This is a genomic window from Aliiglaciecola sp. LCG003, from assembly GCF_030316135.1.
GTDB lineage: Bacteria > Pseudomonadota > Gammaproteobacteria > Enterobacterales > Alteromonadaceae > Aliiglaciecola.
In genome coordinates, this window is sequence record NZ_CP128185.1 from 4,219,312 (window position 1) to 4,244,046 (window position 24,735).

The 24,735-nt window shown below is 45.2% G+C and carries 25 protein-coding genes; 17 read left to right on the forward strand and 8 right to left on the reverse strand.

The window, feature by feature from the left end; translation table 11 throughout:
• Positions 1-14 precede the first annotated feature (14 nt).
• Positions 15-989: a Gfo/Idh/MocA family protein gene (locus QR722_RS18445; RefSeq protein ID WP_286284452.1), complete on the forward strand. Its 975-nt coding sequence runs from the start codon at positions 15-17 to the stop codon at positions 987-989.
• A 9-nt stretch (positions 990-998) separates the two neighbouring features.
• Entirely contained in the window at positions 999-1,448 is a 450-nt protein-coding gene (locus QR722_RS18450) for a DUF6265 family protein (RefSeq protein WP_286284453.1), read from the forward strand.
• A 74-nt stretch (positions 1,449-1,522) separates the two neighbouring features.
• Here the strand turns inward: QR722_RS18450 and QR722_RS18455 are convergent, their stop codons facing one another.
• Complete coding sequence (locus tag QR722_RS18455; RefSeq protein ID WP_286284454.1) at positions 1,523-2,587, reverse strand: peptidase M42; 1,065 nt, start codon at positions 2,585-2,587, stop codon at positions 1,523-1,525.
• A gap of 165 nt (positions 2,588-2,752) precedes the next feature.
• Here QR722_RS18455 and QR722_RS18460 point away from each other — a divergent pair, with 165 nt between their 5' ends.
• The 3 genes from QR722_RS18460 (at position 2,753) to envZ (ending at position 5,264) form a co-directional block, all read left to right on the forward strand.
• Positions 2,753-3,031 (forward strand): hypothetical protein, encoded by a 279-nt coding sequence (locus QR722_RS18460; RefSeq protein ID WP_286284455.1) that lies wholly within the window; start codon positions 2,753-2,755, stop codon positions 3,029-3,031.
• Positions 3,032-3,227: 196 nt separating this feature from the next.
• Positions 3,228-3,950 carry an osmolarity response regulator transcription factor OmpR gene (gene ompR / locus QR722_RS18465; RefSeq protein ID WP_286284456.1) on the forward strand — a complete coding sequence of 241 codons (723 nt, stop codon included), beginning with the start codon at positions 3,228-3,230 and terminating at the stop codon, positions 3,948-3,950.
• Positions 3,951-3,971: 21 nt separating this feature from the next.
• On the forward strand, positions 3,972-5,264 hold the full coding sequence (envZ, locus tag QR722_RS18470) for a two-component system sensor histidine kinase EnvZ (RefSeq protein WP_286284457.1): 1,293 nt from the start codon (positions 3,972-3,974) through the stop codon (positions 5,262-5,264).
• A 233-nt stretch (positions 5,265-5,497) separates the two neighbouring features.
• Here envZ and QR722_RS18475 read toward each other — a convergent pair whose 3' ends face one another.
• From QR722_RS18475 to hslR, 4 genes are all read right to left on the reverse strand, one after another.
• On the reverse strand, positions 5,498-6,178 hold the full coding sequence (locus QR722_RS18475; RefSeq protein WP_286284458.1) for an SDR family oxidoreductase: 681 nt from the start codon (positions 6,176-6,178) through the stop codon (positions 5,498-5,500).
• A 26-nt stretch (positions 6,179-6,204) separates the two neighbouring features.
• Positions 6,205-6,759, reverse strand: a complete 555-nt coding sequence (locus QR722_RS18480) for a type 1 glutamine amidotransferase domain-containing protein (RefSeq protein WP_286284459.1) — start codon at positions 6,757-6,759, stop codon at positions 6,205-6,207.
• Positions 6,760-7,106: 347 nt separating this feature from the next.
• Positions 7,107-8,003 (reverse strand): Hsp33 family molecular chaperone HslO, encoded by an 897-nt coding sequence (gene hslO, locus QR722_RS18485; protein ID WP_286284460.1) that lies wholly within the window; start codon positions 8,001-8,003, stop codon positions 7,107-7,109.
• A gap of 9 nt (positions 8,004-8,012) precedes the next feature.
• Positions 8,013-8,417, reverse strand: coding sequence for a ribosome-associated heat shock protein Hsp15 (hslR, locus tag QR722_RS18490; RefSeq protein WP_286284461.1), 405 nt, complete (start codon positions 8,415-8,417; stop codon positions 8,013-8,015).
• 104 nt (positions 8,418-8,521) lie between these two features.
• On the opposite strand from hslR, the gene gspC reads away from it, so the two are divergent.
• Genes gspC through QR722_RS18550 form a run of 12 tightly spaced genes read left to right on the forward strand, consistent with a single transcriptional unit; the run spans position 8,522 to position 19,921 of the window.
• Positions 8,522-9,466: a type II secretion system protein GspC gene (gspC, locus tag QR722_RS18495; RefSeq protein ID WP_286284462.1), complete on the forward strand. Its 945-nt coding sequence runs from the start codon at positions 8,522-8,524 to the stop codon at positions 9,464-9,466.
• Positions 9,467-9,476: 10 nt separating this feature from the next.
• Positions 9,477-11,525 carry a type II secretion system secretin GspD gene (gene gspD / locus QR722_RS18500; RefSeq protein ID WP_286284464.1) on the forward strand — a complete coding sequence of 683 codons (2,049 nt, stop codon included), beginning with the start codon at positions 9,477-9,479 and terminating at the stop codon, positions 11,523-11,525.
• Between the two features lie 5 nt (positions 11,526-11,530).
• Positions 11,531-13,081, forward strand: a complete 1,551-nt coding sequence (gspE, locus tag QR722_RS18505) for a type II secretion system ATPase GspE (protein WP_286284466.1) — start codon at positions 11,531-11,533, stop codon at positions 13,079-13,081.
• A gap of 2 nt (positions 13,082-13,083) precedes the next feature.
• Positions 13,084-14,307, forward strand: coding sequence for a type II secretion system inner membrane protein GspF (gspF, locus tag QR722_RS18510; protein ID WP_286284467.1), 1,224 nt, complete (start codon positions 13,084-13,086; stop codon positions 14,305-14,307).
• Complete coding sequence (gene gspG, locus QR722_RS18515; protein ID WP_286284468.1) at positions 14,307-14,759, forward strand: type II secretion system major pseudopilin GspG; 453 nt, start codon at positions 14,307-14,309, stop codon at positions 14,757-14,759. Before gspF ends, gspG begins: the two co-directional genes overlap by 1 nt.
• Before the next feature lie 10 nt (positions 14,760-14,769).
• On the forward strand, positions 14,770-15,405 hold the full coding sequence (gene gspH, locus QR722_RS18520) for a type II secretion system minor pseudopilin GspH (protein WP_286284469.1): 636 nt from the start codon (positions 14,770-14,772) through the stop codon (positions 15,403-15,405).
• Entirely contained in the window at positions 15,398-15,790 is a 393-nt protein-coding gene (gene gspI, locus QR722_RS18525) for a type II secretion system minor pseudopilin GspI (protein WP_286284471.1), read from the forward strand. Before gspH ends, gspI begins: the two co-directional genes overlap by 8 nt.
• Positions 15,787-16,410, forward strand: a complete 624-nt coding sequence (gspJ, locus tag QR722_RS18530; RefSeq protein ID WP_286284473.1) for a type II secretion system minor pseudopilin GspJ — start codon at positions 15,787-15,789, stop codon at positions 16,408-16,410. Before gspI ends, gspJ begins: the two co-directional genes overlap by 4 nt.
• Positions 16,410-17,489, forward strand: a complete 1,080-nt coding sequence (gene gspK / locus QR722_RS18535) for a type II secretion system minor pseudopilin GspK (RefSeq protein WP_286284475.1) — start codon at positions 16,410-16,412, stop codon at positions 17,487-17,489. Before gspJ ends, gspK begins: the two co-directional genes overlap by 1 nt.
• Complete coding sequence (gene gspL, locus QR722_RS18540; protein WP_286284477.1) at positions 17,489-18,682, forward strand: type II secretion system protein GspL; 1,194 nt, start codon at positions 17,489-17,491, stop codon at positions 18,680-18,682. Before gspK ends, gspL begins: the two co-directional genes overlap by 1 nt.
• A gap of 1 nt (position 18,683) precedes the next feature.
• A complete protein-coding gene (locus QR722_RS18545) occupies positions 18,684-19,163 on the forward strand; it encodes a type II secretion system protein M (RefSeq protein ID WP_286284478.1) in 480 nt (159 codons plus the stop codon).
• Complete coding sequence (locus tag QR722_RS18550; protein WP_286284479.1) at positions 19,160-19,921, forward strand: type II secretion system protein N; 762 nt, start codon at positions 19,160-19,162, stop codon at positions 19,919-19,921. Before QR722_RS18545 ends, QR722_RS18550 begins: the two co-directional genes overlap by 4 nt.
• An 84-nt stretch (positions 19,922-20,005) precedes the next feature.
• Here QR722_RS18550 and QR722_RS18555 read toward each other — a convergent pair whose 3' ends face one another.
• The 3 genes from QR722_RS18555 to QR722_RS18565 are packed head-to-tail and all read right to left on the reverse strand — an operon-like array spanning position 20,006 to position 24,730.
• The gene (locus tag QR722_RS18555; RefSeq protein ID WP_286284480.1) at positions 20,006-21,220 is read right to left on the reverse strand and encodes a beta-barrel domain-containing protein; all 1,215 of its coding nucleotides are present in this window, start codon (positions 21,218-21,220) and stop codon (positions 20,006-20,008) included.
• Positions 21,210-23,444, reverse strand: coding sequence for an ATP-binding cassette domain-containing protein (locus QR722_RS18560; protein WP_286284481.1), 2,235 nt, complete (start codon positions 23,442-23,444; stop codon positions 21,210-21,212). The genes QR722_RS18555 and QR722_RS18560 overlap by 11 nt, the downstream gene beginning before the upstream one ends.
• On the reverse strand, positions 23,441-24,730 hold the full coding sequence (locus tag QR722_RS18565; RefSeq protein ID WP_286284482.1) for a TolC family protein: 1,290 nt from the start codon (positions 24,728-24,730) through the stop codon (positions 23,441-23,443). The genes QR722_RS18560 and QR722_RS18565 overlap by 4 nt, the downstream gene beginning before the upstream one ends.
• Positions 24,731-24,735: the final 5 nt, after the last annotated feature.

Here is a 24,735-nt window from a genome sequence, read left to right on the forward strand (position 1 = left end):
TATTAGGGTGCAACATGATTAGATGGGGATTAATAGGTTGCGGTGACGTTACCGAAGTTAAAAGTGGTCCTGCTTATCAACAAGTTCCCGGCTTTGAATTGCATACAGTAAGTGCTCGCACACCTGGCAAGGCCCAAGACTTTGCTACAAGACACCATGTACCTTGCTATTATACTGACTCCAGCAAGCTAATACATGATCCTAACGTAGATGCTGTCTACATAGCGTCGCCGCCAGATAGCCATCTAGAGCTCGCCCTAGAAGTCGCTAACGCTGGCAAAATCTGTTGTATTGAGAAACCTATGGCGGTCAACCATCAACAGTGTGAACAAATTTTAGATGCTTTTAGCACTAACAATTTACCCTTGTTTGTCGCTTACTATCGCCGTTCCTTGCCTGGCTTTGTGCAAATAAAAAACTGGATTACCGAGGGTGTAATTGGAGAAGTCAGACATATCGATTGGCGCTACTCTCGGCCCCCTAGCCAGATTGACTTGGACGGCAGGCCAAACTGGCGCACTGACAAGCATGTAGCGCCAGGCGGATACTTTGATGATTTAGCCAGCCATGGTATTGATATCATGACGTTTTTACTGGGGAATGTGCGCAAAGCTCAGGGCTTTGCCACCAATCAACAAGCACTCTACAGTGCATCTGACGCTATAGTGGCGAGCCTGTTGTTTGAATGTGGTGCTACTGGTTCAGGAAGTTGGAATTTTGCCAGTGAATGCTATCAGGACCAAATGGAAATCCTCGGCTCCAAAGGCAGCATCCGCTTTGGTATTTTCTCTGATATGCCTGCTAGCTTACTCGCTCAAGATGGATGTGCAAGCGCGCAAATGCCCAAGCCCACACCTATTCAACTGCCTTTTGTGCAAGCTATAGCCGATCACTTAGCGGGTATTCATGCTCACCCGAGTCTTGGCCAAAGCGCCGCGCATACCAGTTGGGTAATGGATGCTATACTCACGACTAACCAAGTTAAATAGGTAAGATTGATGGCCCTCCGATTTTCCCTGCTTTTGTGTTTACTAATCACATCTGATCTTCAAGCTCAATGTAATTCATTAGATTCGCTGGATTGGATCTTGGGTACCTGGCACAGCCAAACCGAGAAAGATCAAACTTGGGAAACTTGGCAGCGGGCCACCGATAACACCTTTGAAGGCAAGGGTGAAACCCACTCTGCCGCTGCCATTCATCAAGAGCAGCTTCGCTTAATCAACATGAACGGCGAAATATTTTACTTGGCCAAAGTCCCAAGTAATAACCTACCCGTTGCTTTTAAACTCGAAAGTTGTGAGTCGCGCACCGCTAAGTTTGTTAATTTCGAGCATGATTTTCCACAGATTCTTGAATATCACATTAACCAAGATAACGAGTTGGTGGTAAGCGTAAGCTCCACCACGAATCAAGGTTTTGTGGTGAAATTTCAACAGCAATTGTAATTCATTCCATAAACCTCTAGGTGGCCTCTCAATCCTTTATCCTAGTTACTCACTTTTTTCTGACTAAATCGCCTTTAGGTAATATTCCCTAAACGCTCCAACACAGCTAAAAAGGCCGCTACCGATTTTAATGGCGCTGATTCTGACATGGTATGGTAGCCAGAAGAGGGAATTTGTAGGGTCGTACCATCAACTAATTCGTTGGATGCATTTATGATCCGGCCCATTTCTGTCGAGCCTAACGACGCCAGCGGTAAGCCCTTTTCCTGAAGCATCCTGTTTTGTTCATCAACGTAGCTATCTTTGAATTGATAGCTAAACCCTAAGGATTGACACACTTCCACTAATCTATGATTAAGTTGCGGATTAAATTCTGCATTGGCATCCTTGTTGCGCAATACCAAATCCTGTTGGGAAGCGGTGTGAAAATCTGGGTAAGGGCTAGTATCCACCACAAAAAGTTGGTTAGTAGAGCCCCCAAACCGGCGAAACCACTCCAACAAGTAACGCCAACTTTTGCCAGCTTCTTCTTGGGCGGTGAAAAATGCTGTGCCTTGGAAGCCTCGTTCAAACATATACACCAAGGCCGCAGCGGTAAGCACATTATCAAGTTGTCCAACAAGTGCATTATCTGTCACCGTTAGTTTGTCAGTAAATGCCACAGGGGTGCCAGCGACCATGTGCTCTAAGCCAGTGACTGAGAATATTAGGTTGTTTCGGTATGGGCATATATAAGCACCATCAATCATTCCCTTACCACGATATACCCCAGACCAAGGCTCATAAGCAAACACGTCTTCGGTATCAAAGCGTTCGACTATTTTTTGCATCAGCATTTCGCTAACCGAATTTCCTAATAAATCAGAACGTGCTCCAGCAACAAAAGCGGCATATTGAAATTCATTTGGACCGGTACAAATAAGCCCATGCCTATCGATATGGGCAGAAAACATGGTCGACATAGGATCATTACCCTGGGCCACCAGCACACCTTCGTACCAGCTCACTTTGGCCCCTCGCTCTTCCAACTCTCGTTGTAAAACTCGAAAAAATGCATGCTCCGCACTCACCACACTAGGATAACGGATCAGGGTACGTAGTAACTCCAAAAAGCTGGGAGGTAGACTCTTATATTTCATTGGTATCACTCTTTCTGCCGTATTTGCTGCTCATTTATAAATTACATAAGCTCAATAAGCCAATGATTATGTAAACAATTGTTAAGAATGCCCTACAAACTCGAACAGTTCGTCGAAACGTTTCCCGATAGTATGTCTAACATTGTTTGGCAAAGGAAAATTAAAATGAAAAAATCTATAGCGCTATTTTTATTAATGACCCCAATTGGATTTAGTTTAACTGGTTGCACTGCCATAGGCTTCGTTGCCGACGTGGCATTAAATGAGGCAATAGGAGCCTATGACGAAGAGGATGACCCGCATTTTTATGAGGCACCTGAATACAACTTTACAGCTGAAGGATTAAAATATGACAAACAGCTGTTATTGGAAAGAAAACAGCAGCTTGAATCTAACCCTAAGGAAAATAGCGCCACCGATAAACCACAACAAATACAGCGATAGTCGAACCATTGCATTTACACCATGCTGCCTTTCGCCCAACCACTAAAGGCAGCTTGCTATCTCGCAAGCATTTGTCGATATTAACCGATTACAATTTGTAACAAAGCATCAAGGGAATCTGAATGTCTAGCCTTTTGAATTCCAATTGTTTGATTTATAGTGCAATCATAACAATGGTATTTGTAAAGGGCACACAATGGGACATGAGACACAAAAGGTATTGGTGGTAGATGATGATATGCGTCTACGTAGTCTGCTAGAGCGCTACCTTGCAGAACAAGGTTACCAAGTGCGTGGTGCCGCAAATGCTGAACAAATGGATCGATTACTCGAGCGTGAAAATTTTCATTTGCTAGTTCTAGATTTAATGTTACCCGGAGAAGATGGTTTATCAATTTGCCGTCGTTTACGCCAAAAAGAAAATGAAATCCCGATTATTATGCTGACCGCCAAGGGCGATGAAGTGGACCGTATTATTGGCTTGGAAATGGGTGCAGATGACTATTTACCCAAGCCGTTCAATCCTCGGGAATTACTGGCTCGTGCCAAAGCCGTACTGCGCCGCAAAGTGAATGAAGCGCCCGGTGCTCCTTCGATGGAAGAGCAAATTATTGAGTTCGGTAAATACAAACTTAATCTAGCTACTCGCGAAATGATGTCTGGTAGTGAACTTATCACTCTTACCAGCGGCGAGTTTGCCGTGTTAAAGTCTTTGGTCACCCATCCTCGTGAGCCCTTATCTCGGGATAAACTTATGAATCTAGCAAGAGGCCGCGATTACAGTGCCTTGGAGCGTAGTATTGATGTTCAAGTATCTAGACTCAGACGCATGCTAGAAGTGGATCCGGCTAACCCTCGCTATATTCAAACGGTATGGGGTTTGGGTTATGTATTTGTGCCCGATGGTGAAGCCCAGTAACCTGACAGCCTGATTTAGCTTGTGAAAATGTTACCCAAAAGTGCCTTTGGTCAAACGGTCTTATTGATTGGTATTTTGCTGCTGATTAATCAGGTAGTGTCCTATTTATCGGTAACTTACTATTTCATCCGCCCAAACTACCAGCAAATTAATTCGCTAATTGCTAATCAAATCAATATGGTCTTTCTGGATGAGGTAGATTACCACGATCCTGCTACGCAAAGGCACATATACTCAGCCACCCAGATTAAAATTTATTCAGACTCAGAAGCAATCGAAAATGGCTTGCAACAGGCAGTCTATTATCAGTTTGTATCTCGACAGATATCCGAGCACTTGGGTGGCGAAGCCGATGTGCGCATTTCTGCAACCGAGCCATTTTTAATTTGGGTGAATCCACCGCAAGACCCAAATATATGGATCAGTATCCCCATGGTCAGCTCCACCGAAGGAGATATTTCACCGCTTACCATTTACTTATTAGTTATTGGTATTTTGAGTGTGGCCGGCGGCTGGATTTTTGTGCGACGTTTAAATAAGCCCTTACATGCCCTACAGGTCGCCGCTTTGGAGGTAGGAAGAGGCAATGTTCCTGCACCACTTGCTGAACAGGGCTCAACTGAAATCATAGCGGTGACCAGTGCTTTTAACCAAATGTCCAAAGGAATTAAACAACTTGAGAATGACCGCGCATTGCTCACCGCGGGAATATCCCATGACCTACGTACGCCTTTAACCCGGATTAGACTGGCCACTGAGATGCTGCCGGAAGAACAGGATTGGATCAAAGACGGTATTGTTCACGATATAGAAGATATGAATGACATTATCGATCAGTTTATTGATTACGTCCGACAAGATACAAGGGAGAGGCGGGAGAAATTACCCCTCAACGAGCTGATAGAAGATGTGGTACAAGCCCGTAACATTGAAGAGCATCACCACATAGACACGGCTTTAACGCCCATGCCAAACATCATGATCAGGAAAGTAGCAATTAAGCGAGTGTTAGACAATTTGATCGAAAACGCTTTTCGATATGGTAGCAAAACCATTTTAATCAGCAGTGGTGTGGATAAAGCCCATCAAAAGATTTTCTTTAGTGTGCGTGATTATGGGAAGGGTATTCCTGAAGATCAAATAGAAAACCTGTTTCAACCTTTTACCCAAGGTGATATAGCCCGAGGAAGCGTCGGTTCCGGCTTGGGCTTAGCGATTATCAAGCGCATTGTTAGTTTGCACAACGGCAGCATAAAACTCAGCAATCATCCCGAAGGCGGACTCGAAGCCTGTGTTTATTTACCACTTCAATAGCACACAGATAATACCTAACAAGCTCTAGCCAAAAGTAGGTGTTTTTACATCTAAGGTTGCGCCGCTTTTATAGCGCTTTAGTCTAGGCGATTAGAACTATCACCAATCACTTAATAGAGCTTTGCGGTTGGTGATTGGAGCTTGATGAATGTTAACTTGTTAAAAATTGCCGAACACTTGTTGTATACAAGCGCTCGGGCGAGGTGAATCGAAAACCTTGCTATTGTTCCATTCTACCCTGTGGGCATCAAAGTGATCTCTCTTACATCACATCGAGGATTTGCTGAAATGGCATAGACAACAGCATCAGCTATATCGCTAGGATCTAGCTTGTCAGGCTTAGGTTCGTCAAAGAAAGGCGTGTTTACCATGCCAGGGCATATCGTTGTGCAGCGTCCGTTCCACTGAGCCATTTCTGCTGCCAGATTTTGTCCAAATCCATAGGCGAACCACTTTGAAGCACCATATACAGACCCTTTTAGAGTTACTTTACCAGCAATAGAGCTGGTAATAATAAAGTGACCTTGCACTTCTCTTAACAACGGCAAGCTCGCTTTGGCAGTAAACAATAGGGCGTTGATGTTGACGTCCAACATTGTCTTCCACTCCTGTGGATCGCCCTCTTCAATACCTGCACTTTTGGCACCCGTGCCTGCGTTGGCAAAAACCACGTCGATACGACCAAATTTTTCTTTGGCCTTTGCAACTACGTTTTCAACTTCCTCAAGAATAGTCACGTCGGCCGTTACTGGCAATACCTTATCTGCACCCCAACGCTGGGCTATTTCGTTGAGTTTGTCGGTGCTGCGAGCTGTAATAACAGCTTTGTGACCGGCTTCTATGACTTTATCAACAGTAGCGGCTCCTATGCCGCTTGAGGCCCCAGTGATCAATACTACTTTTTCATCGTTCATTCGATTTATCCTTAATCCAGCCTAGATTAGCTGGTTAATTTTTGACTGATAGCATCGACAAAGTTTGGAATATCATCAGGGTTACGGCTGGTCACCAGCTTTCCATCCGTCACTACAGTGTTATCTTGCCAATTGGCCCCCGCATTTTTCAAATCAGTACGGATGCTAGGATAAGAGGTAACTTGCTTGCCTTTTACTAAACCAGCTTCAACTAAAAGCCAAGGTCCATGACAAATAGAGGCTATCACTTTGATTTTACTCAGCTGCGCTGCGGATTTTATAAAGGCGACAACGCTTTCATCGGTACGCAGAATATCCGGATTCATCTGCCCACCCGGAAGAATCACGCCGTCATAATCAGCAAGGTTCGCATCTTCAATTTGTTTGTCGACACTCACACTATCGCCCCAATCTTTCTCATCCCATCCACGGATACTGTCATTTCCATTAATTGAAATAACCTGGGTTTTAGCCCCACGTGCCTCTAGCTCACGTTTTGGCTCTAGCAATTCACTTTGCTCAAAACCATTAGTAGCAATAATTGCCAGTGTTTTATTCTTTAACATTGTACTGTTTGACATGATTCCTCCGGTTATGCAGTCAAATATGATTCATCGAAACTGCCGTTTGATTCACATTTAAACAAGCAACACCTATACCACTTGAGGATTCTGCATCCAGCCCAATAAAAATGCAGGTTTCACTAAGAAACTCTGGGCAATCTAATTTAATGAACGGACGTTTTTTGTCATATGGTTAAGCCGGCATGTAAAATTTTCATTAATGCTGGACAGCGACTCAGGCTGTGCAAGCTAGTCGAATATTGGAGGGAAAGCTTTAAATTATTGGCAAGGCATACACTAAATATAGTCTGAGCCATCAGCTTGGTTAAAATGATGACTCAAACTCTCATATATCTAAGCTGCTCCTATTGGGCTTGGTCAGGCAGAGGGTAAGCCCCACTATGAATCGACTCAATATCAATGGCATCAAAACTGTATTCCTGATGACAATACTGACAGTTGAGCTTTACGGCTCCCTCTTGCGCGACAATATCTAACAACTCTTGCTTATCAACGTTAGCAATGGCCAAGGAGCTGCGCTCTTTGCTACAGGTACACTTAAATTGGATCCCTTGTGGTTTATACAGTTCTATTTCTTCTTGATGATAGAGTCGATGCAGCACTTCACTAGCTGGCAGACGCAACAATTCGTCTGTGGTGATAGTTTCGCTCAAAGTAGCCAAATGGCTAAACTCTGGGCGCATAGCGACTTGGCTGGCTTCGCTACTAGTTGGTAGAACTTGCAGGAACAATCCACCGGCGCTTGGCTTGTCACCTTTAATGTCGGTTTTTAGAATAACCCGAGTGGCCAATTGCTCAGATTGATTAAAATAGCCCTCTAAGCACTCTGCTAAGGTGGGTTTGTCTAGTGCAACCATTCCCTGATAGCGTTCACCCTCGGTGGGCGTGATAGTAATCACCAAAATTCCTTTAGGCATCAGTTCTGCTAATGATTCAGGCAATTCTGTAATCGCACGGTCCCAGCGCGCCACACCACGTAGCTTTTGATCTTCGGTACCGTTGACCACGGCATATTTGACCACCCCTTCGCTTTGCAGCTGAACCGCGACATCACCTTTAAATTTTAGAGTAGCGGTCAATAATGAAGTAGCTGCCATTAATTCACCGAGTAGGGTTTGGATCACTGGAGGATAATCATCAGAGGCTAGAATCGCGGCGAAGCTTTCTTGTAACTGCACAAGTTCACCGCGAACATTAGCTTTATTAAATACATAGCGGTGTAGCTGATCAAAATGAGACATAATTTTCTCTTACTGCTGTTTAAATTGAATGATTTTACGCCGTGCTTTTTTGTCCGGCCGCGTATCAGGCTTAGGGCTATGAAAAGCGCTCAGTTTGCGTGCTTGCGCATTTTTCTCTCGCTGGGCAATACTTTGTTCGGTCTCTGCATAGAGATTTTGCGCTTGAGGCGCACCCCGTCGGTGTTCAGTGAGCTCTTTTACTACGACCTCTTTACTGTCATAACCTGAGGGTAAAATGATAGTCGCACCTAACTCAACATTGCGACTTGGCTTGCATCTTTGCCCATTATATTGCACCTTACCGGATTGCACCATGTCTCGTGCAACGGAACGAGTTTTAAAAAATCGGGCGGCCCATAACCACTTATCCAACCTGATAATTTCTTTTGATTGGTTATCTTTAACGTTTTTCATACTTTTCAAATGTAATTTTAGTGTTTAATAGTTGTGGCCCTCTAGTCTACTGGTTATCATTGACCTGATTAACCGTGCATATAATGACCCAGAAGTGACAAAGAATGACTGTCGGTAGTACCAACCTTAGCCATATATGGCTGCAAATTAGTAAATATCAATCACAATTAAGCCTTGTGGTGGTAATTTTGCTAGTTTTATATCTTCTGGCCTTCCTTGCAGATATGACTTGGCGTCTTATCCCTAGCCCGCAATCCTCATTTGCACAATCGACCCAAACAAATACAAACTTACCGCAGAAGAAAACCGATAACGGTAGAATTAATTTAGCCCAATTAAAGAGTCTCAATTTGTTTGGTGATCTAACTGCAACGCCAGAAGAGGTTAAGGAAGAGGTGACAGACGCGCCTGAAACCAAATTAAACCTAACTCTAACCGGTGTAGTTGCCAGCGACGACGCGAACATCTCCGCGGCTATTATCCAAAATAAAGGCTTACAGAATACCTACGGCATCGAGGACGAAATCGATGGCACTAATGCTACATTACATGAAGTCTATGCAGACCGCGTTATTATTAAGAACGGTCCGCGCCGAGAAACCTTAATGTTAGACGGCATAGAATACGGCTCTGAGAAGCCAGTATTTCAACCGCCTATGACCAGTATCGCCGATGGTGAAACCATTGATAAAGAAGAGTATAAGTTACTCTCACCAGAGATTGCCGAATCAACACGAGAATTACAACGTAGCCCGACTAGTTTCATGGACTACATCCAAATCACTCCGCACACACCAAATGGCCAATTAGTCGGTTACCGTATCGCACCCGGTAAGAACCCAATTTTATTTAAAGGCGCTGGATTTGTCGCGGGTGACATTGTTACTGAAATCAATGGTTTAGATTTGACCGACCCACAACAAGCTTTAGAAGCAATGGCTGAACTTAGCGAAGCTCAGGCACTCCAATTGACAATTAATCGAGGTGAGGAATTACTCACTTTGTATTTGGACTTCCCAGCAGAGGAAGACAATGAACAGGATATATAAGGATAACTCTATGAGGCAAACAAGCCGCAGTATATTTAAAGGCTTATGTTTAGCAGCATGCGCAGCTATTTTGTCAGTTTCCGCAAACTTGAGTGCTGCGGAATACTCACCCAACTTTAAAAATACCGAAATAACCGAGTTTATTAATATCGTCGGTAGGAACTTGAATAAAACTATTATTGTTGACCCTAACGTGCGAGGCAAAATCAGTGTTCGCAGTTACGACTTGTTGACGGAAGAGCAATATTACCAATTCTTTATGAACGTTTTGCAGGTCTACGATTTTGCCGTAGTTGAAATGCCCAGTGGAATTCTCAAAGTCGTGCGCTCTAAAGACGCCAAAACATCAAATATTCCAGTAGTTGAAGGTACGCCCTTTGACGGTGATGAAATGATCACCCGTGTGGTACCTGTTTACAATGTTCCGGTACGCGAACTTGCGCCTATCCTACGTCAACTTAATGACCAAGCAGGCGGCGGTAACGTCGTCAGTCACGATCCATCGAACGTGATGATGTTGACCGGCCGAGCTGCTGTTGTGAATCGTTTGGTGGAGATTATCGAACGAGTTGACCAAGCTGGTGATGAAGAAGTTGAGATAGTAAAACTTAAATATGCCTCTGCCGGTGAAATGGTCAGGATCATTGATAACATCAACAAATCCTCTAATAAACAAGCTGGTACTGGCAAGTCAGACCCGCGAGTAGTGGCTGATGATCGTACCAACAGTGTGATTGTAAGTGGCGACAACAAATCCCGTCAGCGCCTAATTAAACTGATCACCAAAATGGACCAAGAGCTGGAAAGCAATGGTAATACCCGGGTAATTTTTGTGAATTACGCCAAGGCAGAAGAGTTAGTAAAAGTGCTACAGGGTGTCAGTGCCAGTATTCAAGCAGAAGAGCAAGGCGCAGCGGCAAGTACTAGCCGAGGCAGAGGCTCTAACAACCGAGAAGTCAGTATCGACGCTCACGCAGACTCCAATGCGCTAGTTATCACAGCTGAACCCGATATGATGCGCTCATTAGAAGAGGTGATCCGCCAGTTAGACATTCGCCGCGCCCAAGTTACCGTAGAAGCGATTATCGTCGAAGTATTTGAAGGTGACGGCACTACGCTAGGTGTGCAGTGGGGCAGCGAGAAGTTTGGCGCTCAACAGTTCACCAACGGTGTAGTCGGCATAGGTTCTTTAGCTGTAGCTGTAGACCAAGCAGAAGACAAGACCACTTCAACTACGGGTTTTGATGATAACGGCGAACCCTACTCTTATGACACCACAACTACCGGTGACTTAACCAGTCTGGCGTCTCTATTGGGCGGCGTGAACGGTTTCTTGGTCGGGGTAGTCAAAGATGGTTGGGGAGCCGTGTTGCAAGCCGTGAGTACAGACACAAACTCAAATGTACTGTCTGCTCCTCATCTTACCACCATGGATAACGAAGAAGCCTTCTTCATTGTGGGTCAGGAAGTACCTATTATTACTGGTTCCTCAACGGGCTCAAATAATGCCAACCCATTTCAAACTATCGAGCGTAAAGAAGTGGGTATCAAACTCAAAGTCACACCGCAAATTAACGAAGGTGATGCAGTTCAAATGCTGATTGAGCAAGAAGTATCTAGTGTCAGCGGCGCGACATCAGTGGATATCGCTATCAATAAACGTGAAATAAAGACCACAGTAATAGTCGATGATGGCGGCACTATAGTCTTAGGTGGTCTGATCGATGAAGATGTACAGGAAAGTATTTCCAAAGTGCCTCTCCTTGGCGATATACCGTTTTTAGGTAACCTGTTCAAATCGACCACCACCAGCAAACGTAAACGTAATTTAATGGTCTTCATTCGCCCGACAATTGTTCGTGACGGTGCAACCATGAATACCATTAGTCATAGAAAATATAACTTTATCCGTGCAGAGCAGTTGAAGCGCCAATCAGAGGGTATTTCTTTGATGCCCTTTACGGAAAGTCCAGTTTTACCTGAATGGAATGAAGCGCTAGAGCTTCCCCCTTCATTTGAAGAGTATTTGATGAAGAAAGATCAGGAAAGCAAGGATTGATAACGATGGAATCGGCACATGAAACAGCGCTAAACTCTGACCTAATCGAGCCGGAATTAGACTTAGACACCCCGATAGAAGAAGACCAGCATAAGCAGTTGGCGTTTGGCTTTGCCAAACGTCACAAAGTACTATTGGATACCGGTGAACAACCGGCTGTTTTGTACTATACCCCGAGCACCGATTTTTCAGTGTTTGTTGAAGTGCGCAGGTTCCTAGGTGCAGACTTTCAATTGCGCGAAATACCCGAAGAAAAATTTGAAGGGTTACTAACCAGCGCATTCCAGCGAGATTCGTCTGCCGCTAAGCAGTTAATGGAAGATATCGGTAACGAAAGTGACTTATTTGCGCTGGCTGAAGAGCTGCCTGATACCGAAGATTTGCTCGAAAATGAAGATGACGCCCCGATTATCAAGCTCATCAATGCCATGTTAGGCGAAGCCATCAAAGAAGGTGCGTCGGATATTCATATCGAAACCTTTGAAAGCCAATTAATTGTGCGCTTTCGAGTCGACGGTGTATTACGAGAGATTTTGCGGCCAAATCGTAAATTATCATCCATGTTAGTATCCCGTATCAAAGTAATGGCTAAACTGGATATTGCTGAAAAACGCGTACCGCAAGATGGACGTATCACGTTACGGATTGCTGGACGGGCGGTAGATGTGCGGGTGTCCACCATGCCATCTAGTCATGGTGAAAGAGTTGTTTTACGTTTGCTGGATAAAAATAATGCGCGACTAAATTTAACTGATTTAGGGATGACAGCTGAAAACCGCAAGCATTTTTCCTCACTCATTCGTAAACCTCACGGTATTATTCTAGTAACCGGCCCCACGGGCTCAGGTAAAAGCACCACTTTGTATGCCGGACTATCCGAGATTAACTCCAAAGATCGGAACATCTTAACGGTTGAAGATCCTATCGAGTTTGATTTGCAGGGCATTGGGCAAACCCAAGTTAATCCGCGAGTTGATATGACCTTTGCCCGCGGACTCCGGGCCATATTACGTCAGGATCCTGATGTGGTTATGATAGGTGAGATTCGCGACTTAGAAACCGCCCAGATTGGCGTGCAAGCCAGTTTAACCGGGCACTTAGTCTTATCTACATTACACACCAATACCGCGGCCGGCGCAATTACCCGCCTTGAAGATATGGGGATTGAACCCTTTCTTTTATCTTCTAGTTTGCTGGCGGTGTTATCCCAACGCTTAGTGAGAACCCTTTGTCCGGATTGCAAGATATCACACCTGCCCACCGCAGCTGAATGTGTCGCCTTAGGGATTGAACCAAATGACCAAAGTCGTCAAGTGTGCAGCCCTAAGGGTTGCGCAGCATGTAATCAAACGGGCTATCGTGGAAGAACCGGTATCCATGAGTTGCTAATTGTCGACGAACCCATACGTGACCTAGTTCACAATGGCCATGGTGAGCAGGCGATCGAAAAATATGTACGACAAAACACCCCTAGTATCCGTGAAGATGGCTGCGATAAAGTACTTCTTGGTATCACTTCACTAGAAGAAGTGTTACGTGTTACGCGGGAGGACTAAGTGTGGCAGCCTTTGCCTATAAAGCGCTCAACCAAAATGGTCGAAGTAAAAGCGGTGTCCTAGAAGGGGACAATGCCAGACACATACGCCAGCAACTCCGCGACTCAGATCTAATCCCATTAGAGGTTGAGCAGGTCAGTGAAAAAGAAAAAGCCGCTAACAAAGCCAGTTTTAGTTGGTTAAAGCGGGGCATATCTGCCGGCGATTTAGCTTTATTGACTCGCCAGATAGCCACCTTAGTTGAATCGGCTTTACCATTAGAAGAGGCATTGTTAGCTGTAGCAGAGCAGTGTGAAAAGCCCCGCCATAAAAATATGATGATGGCGGTACGCAGTAAAGTTGTCGAAGGGCATTCTTTGGCAGATGCGATGGCAGAATTTCCCCATGTATTTGACGAGTTATTCCGTGCCATGGTTGCAGCGGGAGAAAAATCCGGCCACCTTGATACCGTGCTCAATCGACTCGCAGACTACACCGAAAAACGTCAACAAACCCGAAGCCAAATCACTCAAGCGATGGTTTATCCTGCCATCATGCTGTTTTTCGCCTTTGGCATAGTATTTTTGCTGTTAACTGTAGTAGTACCCAAAATTATTGGCCAGTTTGATAATATGGGCCAAGAACTGCCCACTATTACCAATATAATGATCACTATTAGTAATTGGTTACAGAACTATGGCTTGATCATGTTTGTAGTGATTATTCTTCTGGTCGTCCTCGCCCAAAGATTGTTACAAAAACCGGCCATGAAGATGCGCTACCATCGTTTTATTTTAACCCTACCGTTAATCGGTAAGTTGTCTAAAGGTCTTAACACCGCCCGCTTTGCCAGTACTTTGAGTATCCTAACTGCCAGTGCAGTCCCCCTATTGGAAGCGATGCGCATCGCTGGTGATGTGTTGGAGAACCTGCATATCAAGAAGGCCGTAGCTGAGGCCGCAATCAACGTAAAAGAAGGCTCAAGTTTGCGCGCGGCACTAGATAAAACCAAGATGTTCCCTCCTATGATGATGCATATGATTGCATCTGGTGAACGAAGCGGTGAACTGCAACAAATGTTAAAACGCGCAGCCGATAATCAAGACAGGGAATTTGAGGCCTTAGTCAGTGTCTCATTGAAGGTGTTTGAACCAATATTAATTGTTTCGATGGCAGCCATTGTACTGTTCATCGTATTAGCAATCTTGCAACCGATCTTAGCATTAAACAACATGGTGAATATGTAATGAAAACAATGAATCAGGCGCGTCGCGCATTCAGTCGCGGCTTCACATTGATTGAAGTGATGGTGGTACTGTTAATTATCGGCATTATGGCTGGTCTGGTGGCCCCGCAAATTCTGGGTTCCCAAGAAGAAGCCCAGCGTAAGGCCGCGGCCGTCGATATTCAATCACTTGAAAGTGCATTAACCCGCTACAAGCTGAGCAATAACCGATTCCCTACAACAGAGCAGGGCTTAGAGGCGCTTATTAGCGCTCCAACTATTGATCCTATACCACGCAATTATCCAAATGGCGGCTATATTACCCGATTACCTAAAGATCCTTGGGATAACCCGTATCAATTAGTCAGTCCGGGTGAGTTGGGTGTTATCGATATTTTTTCTAACGGACCTGATGGCGAGCCAGGGACAGACGATGATATCGGCAATTGGAATTTAGGCGAATATCTTAACTAGGATCAAACCTTTGACTAAGCTAACACGCGCGCTCAATCAACAACGGGGTTTTACCCTGATAGAAATCATGGCGGTGTTAGCTATTATGGGGTTGGTTGTCAGTCTGGTGACCTTTCGTAATTTCGGCACTTCTGCCGCTGAAGACTTGGATAAGCAAGCTAAGCGTTTTCAAGTTGTGGTGGATATGGCATCGGATTTCGCTGTTCTCAATCAGCAGGAACTTGGTATTAGAATTGAACCTAAAACCAACGAATATCTATTTATGTGGCTCGATGATGAACAAAACTGGCAACTTCTAGAGGGAGAGAAAGTTTTCTCTGCTTACCAATTACCTGAAAAATTTAAACTTGAGTTAGAACTTGAAGACTTACCTTGGGTAGAAGAAGACAATTTATTTAGCGATGGAGTGTTTAACGAAACCCTGTCCTTTGATCAGAACCGAGTCGAAATCGGTCAGGATGAAACCAACAAAAAGCTACCGCCACCACAAATCATGTTGCTCTCCAGTGGTGATATCACGCCTTTTAGTTTACTGATGATGTATGAGCCAGACTTTAGCGAAGATGACCCCGTATATTACAAGCTCAATGCCTTAGATAGTGCCCCTATCGAACGCTTAGGACCACTGAGAAACCCCGATGAATAAGTCACATCACACCTCAGGTTTTACCTTGCTGGAGGTTATGTTGGCGTTGTTAATTTTTGCCATCACTGGCACCGCCATAATGAAGGCAGCAACCGACCATCTAGCCGGCGTTGCCCAGATTGAGGACATCACTTTTGCAACTTGGGTGGCCAATAATCGACTTACACTACTTAATATACAAACTACTTGGCCACCAAGAGATAACCTCAAAGGCTCAGAAGAGATGGCTGGTAGAACCTGGTACTGGCAGCAGAAAACCCTGAAAACTCAAGATAAAGATCTCATCGGCATAGATATTACCGTTGGGCTTGATGAAACGTATCAAAGCAGCGTGACCAGCGTCACCAGTTACTTAACCAAACCACAAGTGGCCACCACCCGATGAAACGGCCATCGCTGGGTTTCACCCTGATTGAAATATTAATCGCCGTGGCCATTTTCACCCTGATCGGCATGGCATCTACTGGTGTGATGACTGCGGTAATCGATAGTGACAAACTATCTGAACAGCGTTTTGATAAATTACAAACCTTGCAACGTGCCATGCTAATCATAGAAAGGGATTTACTGCAGGCCGTGCCTCGAGCGATTCGTATTGAAGGTCAGCAGAACCAAATTGTCATGAACGGACAGAAAAATCTGTTCGAAAGCGAAGCCTATGGCCTTGGCTTTGTTCGGGCAGGATGGCAAAACCCGCAATTGATGTTGCATCGCAGTACCTTGCAAGGCGTTGCTTACCGCATGCAAGAAGGCCGCTTAGAGCGCTTATATGGTAACTATGTTGACAACGTTATTGGTTTTGAGCCAAAAGTTAGGGTGCTACTAACAGAAATCAATGATTTTCAATTGGCCTTTTTAACCGACAGTGGTGAAGATCCAGCAGATTCGGAAAATTGGGAAGAGAGCTACTCTGGCAATATTCTACCCATTGCCATAACTGTGACTATTGATAGCAAAGATTTTGGCCTCATTCAGCGTAAATTTATTCTGGGTTCACAAGATTGATGAAGACTTCTGGACCAATTTATAAGCAACAGGGGGTAGCCTTAATCATAGTGCTCATGATTGTTGCGTTAGTCGCTATTATCGCCACGGAAATGGGCAGCCGCTTGCAACTTCAGGTGTCTCGAGCCACCAATATAAAAGACAATAACCAAGCCTATTGGTACGCTATGGGCGCCGAACAATTTGCTAAAAAATCTATTTTGGAGTTAATCAAAAAAGACGCTGAGGTGGTTTCATTAGAAGGCGATTGGTCTGAAGAATTTACATTTCCATTGGAAGGCGGAGGCATTCAGGCTCAGCTTACAGATATGCAAACCTGTTTCAATCTGAATGCCCTTAGCACTCGTCAAAATAATACCTCCGAGCAGAATGGCAATATCAAAAGCCCTAACAATAACCCATCCAATGGTTCAGATGACAACAAGAATAATAGCGGTGGTGGGGCCCAAGTTGGTGCCGTGTCAGAAAGTGCTTTGGCGTTTTATCGATTACTAGATGAAGCGGTTCCTGATTTAGATAACTACTCTAAAGAGGTTGTTCGCGACTCATTAATAGACTGGTTGGATGAAGATGATAGGCTCAGCCAAAGTGGCGCTGAAGACCCGGATTACTCTGCTTTAGTGAGCCCTTACTTGGCCGCAAACTCATTAATGGTAAGTAAATCTGAGCTACGCTTAGTCAATGGTGTACAACCTCAATGGATAAACTCATTGATACCACTTGTCTGCGTCATCCCTCAGTTGAGCGAGATGAGAGTTAACGTGAACACGTTTAAACCAGAACAAGCGCCGATTCTTGCGGCGTTAACCGGCGCGCCGTTATCAGACATTCAAAGCCTTATCAATAATCGCCAGCCCAGTGGTTATAAAACAATTGCAGAATTTACCAGCGAAAGTCTGTTTGCCAACTACCCTTTGAGCGATGACCAACTGAAGTGGTTTGATGTAAAAACAGAATACTTTTTATTACACACCAAGACCCGCTACAATAACGCCACATTTGCCATGACATCCCTATTAAAACTAGAGAGCAATGAGAAAGTGATCGTGATCAGGCGAGAATTTGGAGGAGTTCATTAATGGAAAATCTTGTTATCCGCTTGGGATCGACACCCAGTGATAATGTACACTGGGTGGTTTGGTCGGCTCAGCAACAAGAAATTATTGCATCTGGGGTATTGGATGATGCGAGCCAACTCGCCTCTTTGTCAGAGCGAGCAGGACAACGGCCTATCACAGCATTAATTCCCGGTTGCGATGTGCTACTCAAGTGGGTGACCATGCCCGCCAAAGCATCACGAAAGGCACTCAGCGCCATTCCTTATATCTTAGAAGAGGAACTCAGCACCGATATCAGCCAACAGTTCTTTGCTTTGGGTGACAGAAAGGGCATTCTACAAGCAGTAGCAGTAGTCAACAAACAGAAAATGCATGCGTGGTTAAGCGCGATTAAAGACGCAGGCTTATATTGCGATAAATTGCTACCTGACGTATTGGCGGTGCCGTTTGAAGCAGACACCTGGAGTTTGCTGACCATGGGTCAACAGGGCATCATTCGGCAAGATGAATGGCAAGGCTTACAGGGTGACATCAGTTGGTTATTGCCAGCAGTTGAACACTATGCTAAACAACAAGCCACCCCTTTAAAAATTGCCAATCATAGCGACCAAAGTCTGTCTCACTTAGCCAATGTAGAAGATTTACCCCAACAACTTGATATGCCTATGCAACTGCTCGCTACCGGCGCGCTCAAAAGCCCATTCAATTTGTTGCAAGGGGACTTTAAAGTTAAGAAGAAGAGCAGCGGAAATTGGCGACAATGGCAGGTTGCCGCGGTATTAGCCATATTGGCTTTAATCGTCACTGTGACAGATAAAAGTTTGCAGTTAACGCAGTTACAGCAAGAAAGCAAAGCACTAACAGCTAAGATGCAAGCCGAGTACAAGCGCGCGTTCCCTAATGCTGGGCAACCTCGTTTTGTTAAAGCCGCGATGGAAAAAGGCATGACACGCTTAGAAAGCGGTGGCGGCACTATTTCAATGGTCACTATGTTGGCCCAACTAGGCGATGCCTTTGAGAGCAGTCAGGTCAAGCCACAAACCTTGCGTTTCGACAGCAACCGCTCTGAACTGCGCATGCAGGTTGCGGCTAAAAACTTCGAGGCATTAGAGCGCTTTAAACGTTTGGCTGAAGAAAAGGGCTTTGAAATCCAACAAGGCGCTATTAATAACAAAGACAACCAATTAATTGGTTCGTTAACTATCAGGAGCTAATATGAAAATTTGGTTAGAAAAATATCATCAGCTTACTGATCGCGAGAAGATACTAGTCGTGACGTCCGTCGTTCTCATTGTCATCGTTTTATTTTATCTGTTGGTGTGGTCACCGATAAACTCAGCACTCGCTACCCACCAAAAAACGGTAGAAGGTAAACGAGATGACATGGCCTGGATAGAAAAAAATAGTAATCGTGCTATCCAACTGCGAGGCTCAGGAGGCAGTAAATCGGTATTTACGGGCTCCTTACCCCAGGCAGTCAACCAGTCTGCCAGTCGCATTAATATTGCAATATCACGTATGCAGCCTCAAGGCGATGAACTCAAAGTCTGGGTTGACCAAGCACCGTTCAACGATGTGATCAGTTGGCTACAAAGTATGGAGAATTCAGGCATTAAGATTATCAATGTCGATTTATCCGAAGCCAATGCGCCGGGTATGGTTAAAGTTAGAAGTTTACAACTAGGGAAGTCATGATTCAGTTTTTAAAATGGGCCGTGCTAGGCATAGCCGCGTATCTATGTTTTCTAATTGCCAAAATGCCTGCCCAGCAATTGGTTAATCGAATTGAGTTACCCAAAAATATTTCGATTGTGGGAGTGCGGGGCACCATCTGGCAAGGTAAAGCTAGCCAAGTTTTGGTTAATAATGTCGCCATTGATAACGTCAAATGGCAATTGTCATTCTGGTCTTTGTTGACGGCCAATCTGCATCTGGACATAGACGCAGGTGATATGCGAGCCAGCGATAAAATATCCGCCAAGGGCCCAATAACCGTCAACTTGTTAGATAAAAATCATTTAAAGGCGGAAAACTTCTCGATTTATATGCCGGCCAGTATGATCTTAGCTCAGGTTAAATTGCCCATTTATGTAGATGCAGAGGGGCGCTTTAAACTACAAATAGACGAATTAGATTACCCCAGCGTTTGCACTACACTAAAAGGCACTGGCCAATGGTTAAATGCTGGTGTGGATGGCATTGTCGGCTTATCTGAGCCGCTCACCTTAGGCAATTTCAGTGCCCAGTTAGGCTGTATTGAAAACGATGTATTAGTGTCGATTGACCCGCAAAATATTTTCAATCTGTCTGCCGATGCTAGGTTACCGCAAAGCTTAAAAGTGTCGATCGATGGCAAGTTCAAACCGGACGATAGCCTACCAAAGCAAGTCAAAGAAGCGGCCAAATTCTTCGGCCGTACCGATGCGCAAGGTTACTACACAATCAAATTCTAAACGATGGTTGATTTCTTGCAATCAGCAGAAACATAATGACAAATGACTTTGGGGCATCTGAACAGAAGCCCCAAGTGACCTCAACTAACGCTCACCAAATGCTTCGGTGGTTGTTTTTCGTAAAGGCTTAAGTAAGTATTCCATTACCGTACGATCGCCTGTACGTATATCTACCTGAGCGGTCATGCCAGGCAAAATGGCCAACTCTTTACCTGCAGTAGTCATCGCCGGATAACTAAAAGTTGAAATGTGTACGCGATAGTAAATTTCTTCGCCCCGCGCAGTTTCATTCTTAAGGGTATCTGGACTCACATACACCACTTTACCGATGACGGCACCAAAAATCGTGTAATCGAATGGGTCAAAGCGAATCGTCGCTTCCAAACCGGGTTGCACATTAGCAATGTCAGCGGGGCGCACTTTAGCTTCAACAATTAAATCATCCCCAACCGGAATGATCTGCATTAATTCTTCACCCGCTCGCAGCACACCACCTACAGTAGTTACGCGGACATTTTTGACAATACCCGGAACTAAGGCTGTAAATACACTGTCTTCGAGTTGCTGCTGGCGTTGGGTCAATATTTGGATATTCTGCGCAATAGCATCTTCTGTTTTGGTTAGCTCGATACGCGCATCTTCTAGATATTGATTGCGTCTATTTATTAGTTTTGCTTCAGCGTCATTTTGGGCCCGTGCAGCACGTATCACTTCCGATTGATTAACATCCCCTGACTTAGCCAAATTTTCAATTAGCGCGGTTTCTTCACGTGTTAAATTGACCGCAACGGTTAGGGTTCTTAATTCTTCGGCCAAACCAACCCGCCGCTGTTTGAATAATGCCTGTTCAACATTGACCAGTTCAGGAAAGCGCAGCACATCTGGCGCAAAAGTCAGCTGTTGCTCTTCCATCACCTCTGCCCGTAAACGGGTCGCTTTTGCTTTTAGAGCGGAAAGCCGCACATCGATTTCTTTAACCGCTGCGCCCAGGCGTGTTTGATCCAACTGAGCGAGAATTTGTCCGCTTTGTACACGGTCACCTTCGCGCACGTTAATACTGGCCAATACCCCACCATCAACGGCTTGGATAACCTGTACGCGACTACTGGCAATAACTTCACCGGTGGCTCGGGCCACCTGATTAATACGGAAGATAGACGCCCAGCCAATAAAGATAATTAATCCAAGCAACAGCAACCATAAAACAGCGGAAAACTTGCGGCGATGGTAATTCTCCAGATGCGCAACCGCGTTCTTATTTGCTTCACCATCAAGGGGGAAAAAACTATCAAATAACATTCGGTAATCCCTTGTTCATTTGCGCCAGTTTTGCATGGGTTGCCTGCTGGTTTTTGGCTCTTTTTGCACTTTGCTTGGCCATTAGCTTCGGGATCACAGTGTCGGGTTTACCATCTTCAATCACTTCACCCCGATTAACTACCACCACGCGATTAGCCAGTTGTGCGGCTAAGCCCGGGCGATGGGTAGAAAGGATTAAAATATCCTCTGGCTTAAGCTGAGATTGAATGGCCTCAAACACCTGCTTTTCGGTTTCAACATCTAACGATGACGTCGGCTCATCGAGTAACCAAATTTTGGGCTGTCCAAGCAGTACCCGCCCAAGACCGACTAACTGGCGTTGACCGCCGGATAAACCCTCACCGCCTTCGCTGATTTCTAAATCCATACCCAAGGGGTTGTCCGCTGCAATCTTGTCAATACCCAACAATTCGCAGACGTGTAGCAAATGAGAATCACCCGCCACACCAGATAAATCCAGATTAGAACGCAAGGTGCCTTTGAACATATGCACAGATTGGGGAAGATAGCCCACATGGTTAGCGACAATATTGGGATCAATTTCCCAAAGGTCAGCGTTGCCCAATCGCACTCGGCCTGCTGAAGGACGATATAAACCTGCCAGCACTTTGAGCAAGGTTGATTTGCCAGAGCCTACAGGACCCAGCAGCGCAACACGTTCACCTTGTTTAAAACTCAACTGACTAATACTTAGCTGCTTTATTGGACTCTGTGGATAAGAGAAGGTTAGCCCTTCAAGTTCAATTTGATCCGGCGCTTGATCAGGCAACAACAATGTTTTACCCAAGGGTCGTTCTTTTTCTTGCAACAATACCTGATTGACCATTTGCAGTGCTTGGCTAACATTCTGCCACTGAGCGAAAAACTGCACACTTTGCGCAATCGGCGCAATCACACGTCCGCCTAGAAGACTACAAGCAATTAATGCGCCCATAGTAAGGTTACCCGCTTCAATCTGCCCTACGCCTACTACGATGGCACTCACAAAGGCTATCATCGCTAGGCTGTTGGTGGTTACCATAGCCTGGTTACTGATTGCTTTTTGTTGAATATTGTACTGTGAAATGGTTTTGGTTATATCTTTCCACTGCTCGGAAAAACGCCAGCCAGCATTGTTACTACGAATAGACTCTGCACCTTGAATGGCATCAACTAACAAACCTTGACGTTCATTGGTGCGCATCATTTGCTGCTGCATTAGTCGACGCAAACGGCGCTGGGTCATCCATCCCAGAAGAATTGCCACCGGCAGTAGCAAAACATAAACCCAAGCTATAGGGCCACCCACTAAGGCAATGAAGCCTATAAACATTACAGCAAATGGCAGATCAACTAACGAGAAGACCACACTGGAGGTGAAAAATTGTCTGACTTGGTCCAGCCCACCAACCTGCGCGGCGAGTGTACCTAAACTGCGCGGCCGAGTGTCCAACTGCAAGCCCATTACATGGTCAAATACCTGTTGGGAAACAGCCTTGTCTACCGCACAAGATACGCTGTCGAGGATCCTTGCGCGCACTGTTTTCAACAACCAATTCAATATTATAATGATCACCATACCTGCCACCAGAGTATGCAAAGTTGCATAGGCTAAAGTAGGCACCACGCGATCATAGACTTGCATGGCAAAAACGGGGGTAGCGATAGCTAAAATATTCACCACCAAAGAAGCGATCAGTGTGTCACGCAACCAGCGTCGTTCTTTAAACACCTCGTTCAGAACCAAGCGCGCGGCGATATTACCTCGAGAAAAAAATGCCGATTTTTGTTGAGCCTGCGGCGTACTGCGCAACCAAAGTAATAACTGGTTATCTAGTTCTTCACTTTGTAGCTCGTTACTATCGCCGTTGGCATTGGTGACTAACAGTAACCCATCAACGGATTTTTCGACTAACTGCCATTGCTGCTGATGCAGCACCATAGCAGGTAAACGCCGTTGGTCAAAACGGCTCCAATTCAACTGCGCGGCCTGTACGCCTTTTAGCTGTAGCATTTTTATCACTGCGGTTAGACGCTTGCTTGCAGTCGCCCCTTGCATCTCTTGTTCAACTTGGCCGCAAGCTTTATTTAATGCCCCGTCTTGAACTGAAACACCGATACGCTTCAACAATAACTTCAACACCCCAGCAGATAGCGGTTGTTGCAGATCATCAGAAGCTGTCCCCGCTTCAGTAGGTTGTGAAGGGGCTATTTTTGTTGTCATAACGTGTTTATACCTGCTAGTTGATCAAGCTTGCCAATCAAGGTCGCTACCCGTAGTGACAAGATCAGCCAGTCATTTTCGATTTGCGTGAGTTGGATGCGTTGCTGGGTTAATTCTCGTTGTGTATTTAGCACTTCGACCCATGTTTTATGGCCGCTTTGGTACTGCCGCACAAAAGACGCCATCGTTGCGCTTAATGATTCGACCACTTCACGCTGTGACACGATTGAATCTTCCTGCACTTTTCGATTCAGCATCAATATACTGACTCGTCGCTTAACATCACTCTTTGTGGCATAAAGATCGAATTTAGCCGCTTCTGAGCGAGCGATAGCGCTTTTAACCTGACCGCGTGACGTAAAGCCCATGCCATCGAAGTTCGCCACAAAATTCAGACCGTAACGGGTTCTATCTTGATTTAACTGTGAGCTGCCAATATCGTGATCTACTTGGAAATAGATATTCGGCGTTGAGGCGACTTTTTCTTTCTGAATTTCCAATTTTGCCACGTTCCAACGCTGGCGCTTCAATTCAAGGTCGGCGCTATTATTAATTGCACGGGTTTGGGCCTGTTGCGCACTAGGAAGTTCGGCCAAAAGAGGATCAACCGGCGTATCTGTAGTTACATAAATTTGAGTTAGCCCCTGTAACTCGGATAAGGCCACCAGTAGTTCGCCACCGATACTTTGGCGCTGAACTTGCGCCTGCAATAGACGGGAGTGAGCCAGTTTTACGTCTGCTTCGGTGGCTAAGGAGCCCTTTTGTCGGCGCTCAATACGCTGAAACAAAGTTTGATGTTGTTCGACATTATCATCAGCCACTAACCCTCGTTGGTTTATGCCTTCTATTTTGGCATAGACCACGGCGGTTTCTTCCATCAACTGACGCTGTACCTGTAACAATTCTAACTGCTGTGCAGTAAAGCCAGCCTCGGCTAAATCAATCGCACTGCTAATTTTGCCAAAGGTCCATACGGGTTGTTGTAAGCGCAGGACACCTCGATCATATTCGTTATCGAGGTTATTAGCCTGCAAAGATAGGGTTGGGTAGCGCCCAGCTTTAGCGCTATCTACTCGATAATGTTGTGCATCTAACTCAGACTGTTTGCTTTTGACTAAGGGGTGATGGTTGAGGGTAGCACGCAAAGCAGTAATCAAGCCCTGCTGCATATCTTGCTCCGCAGCTGCTGACAGAGTGCTCCATACCAACAGAATAAGTAGTAACACCTTGTGCCAAACACGCCACTTCAACAACAATTTTTGCAGCCTTTTATTAAATTGATTCACGCTAA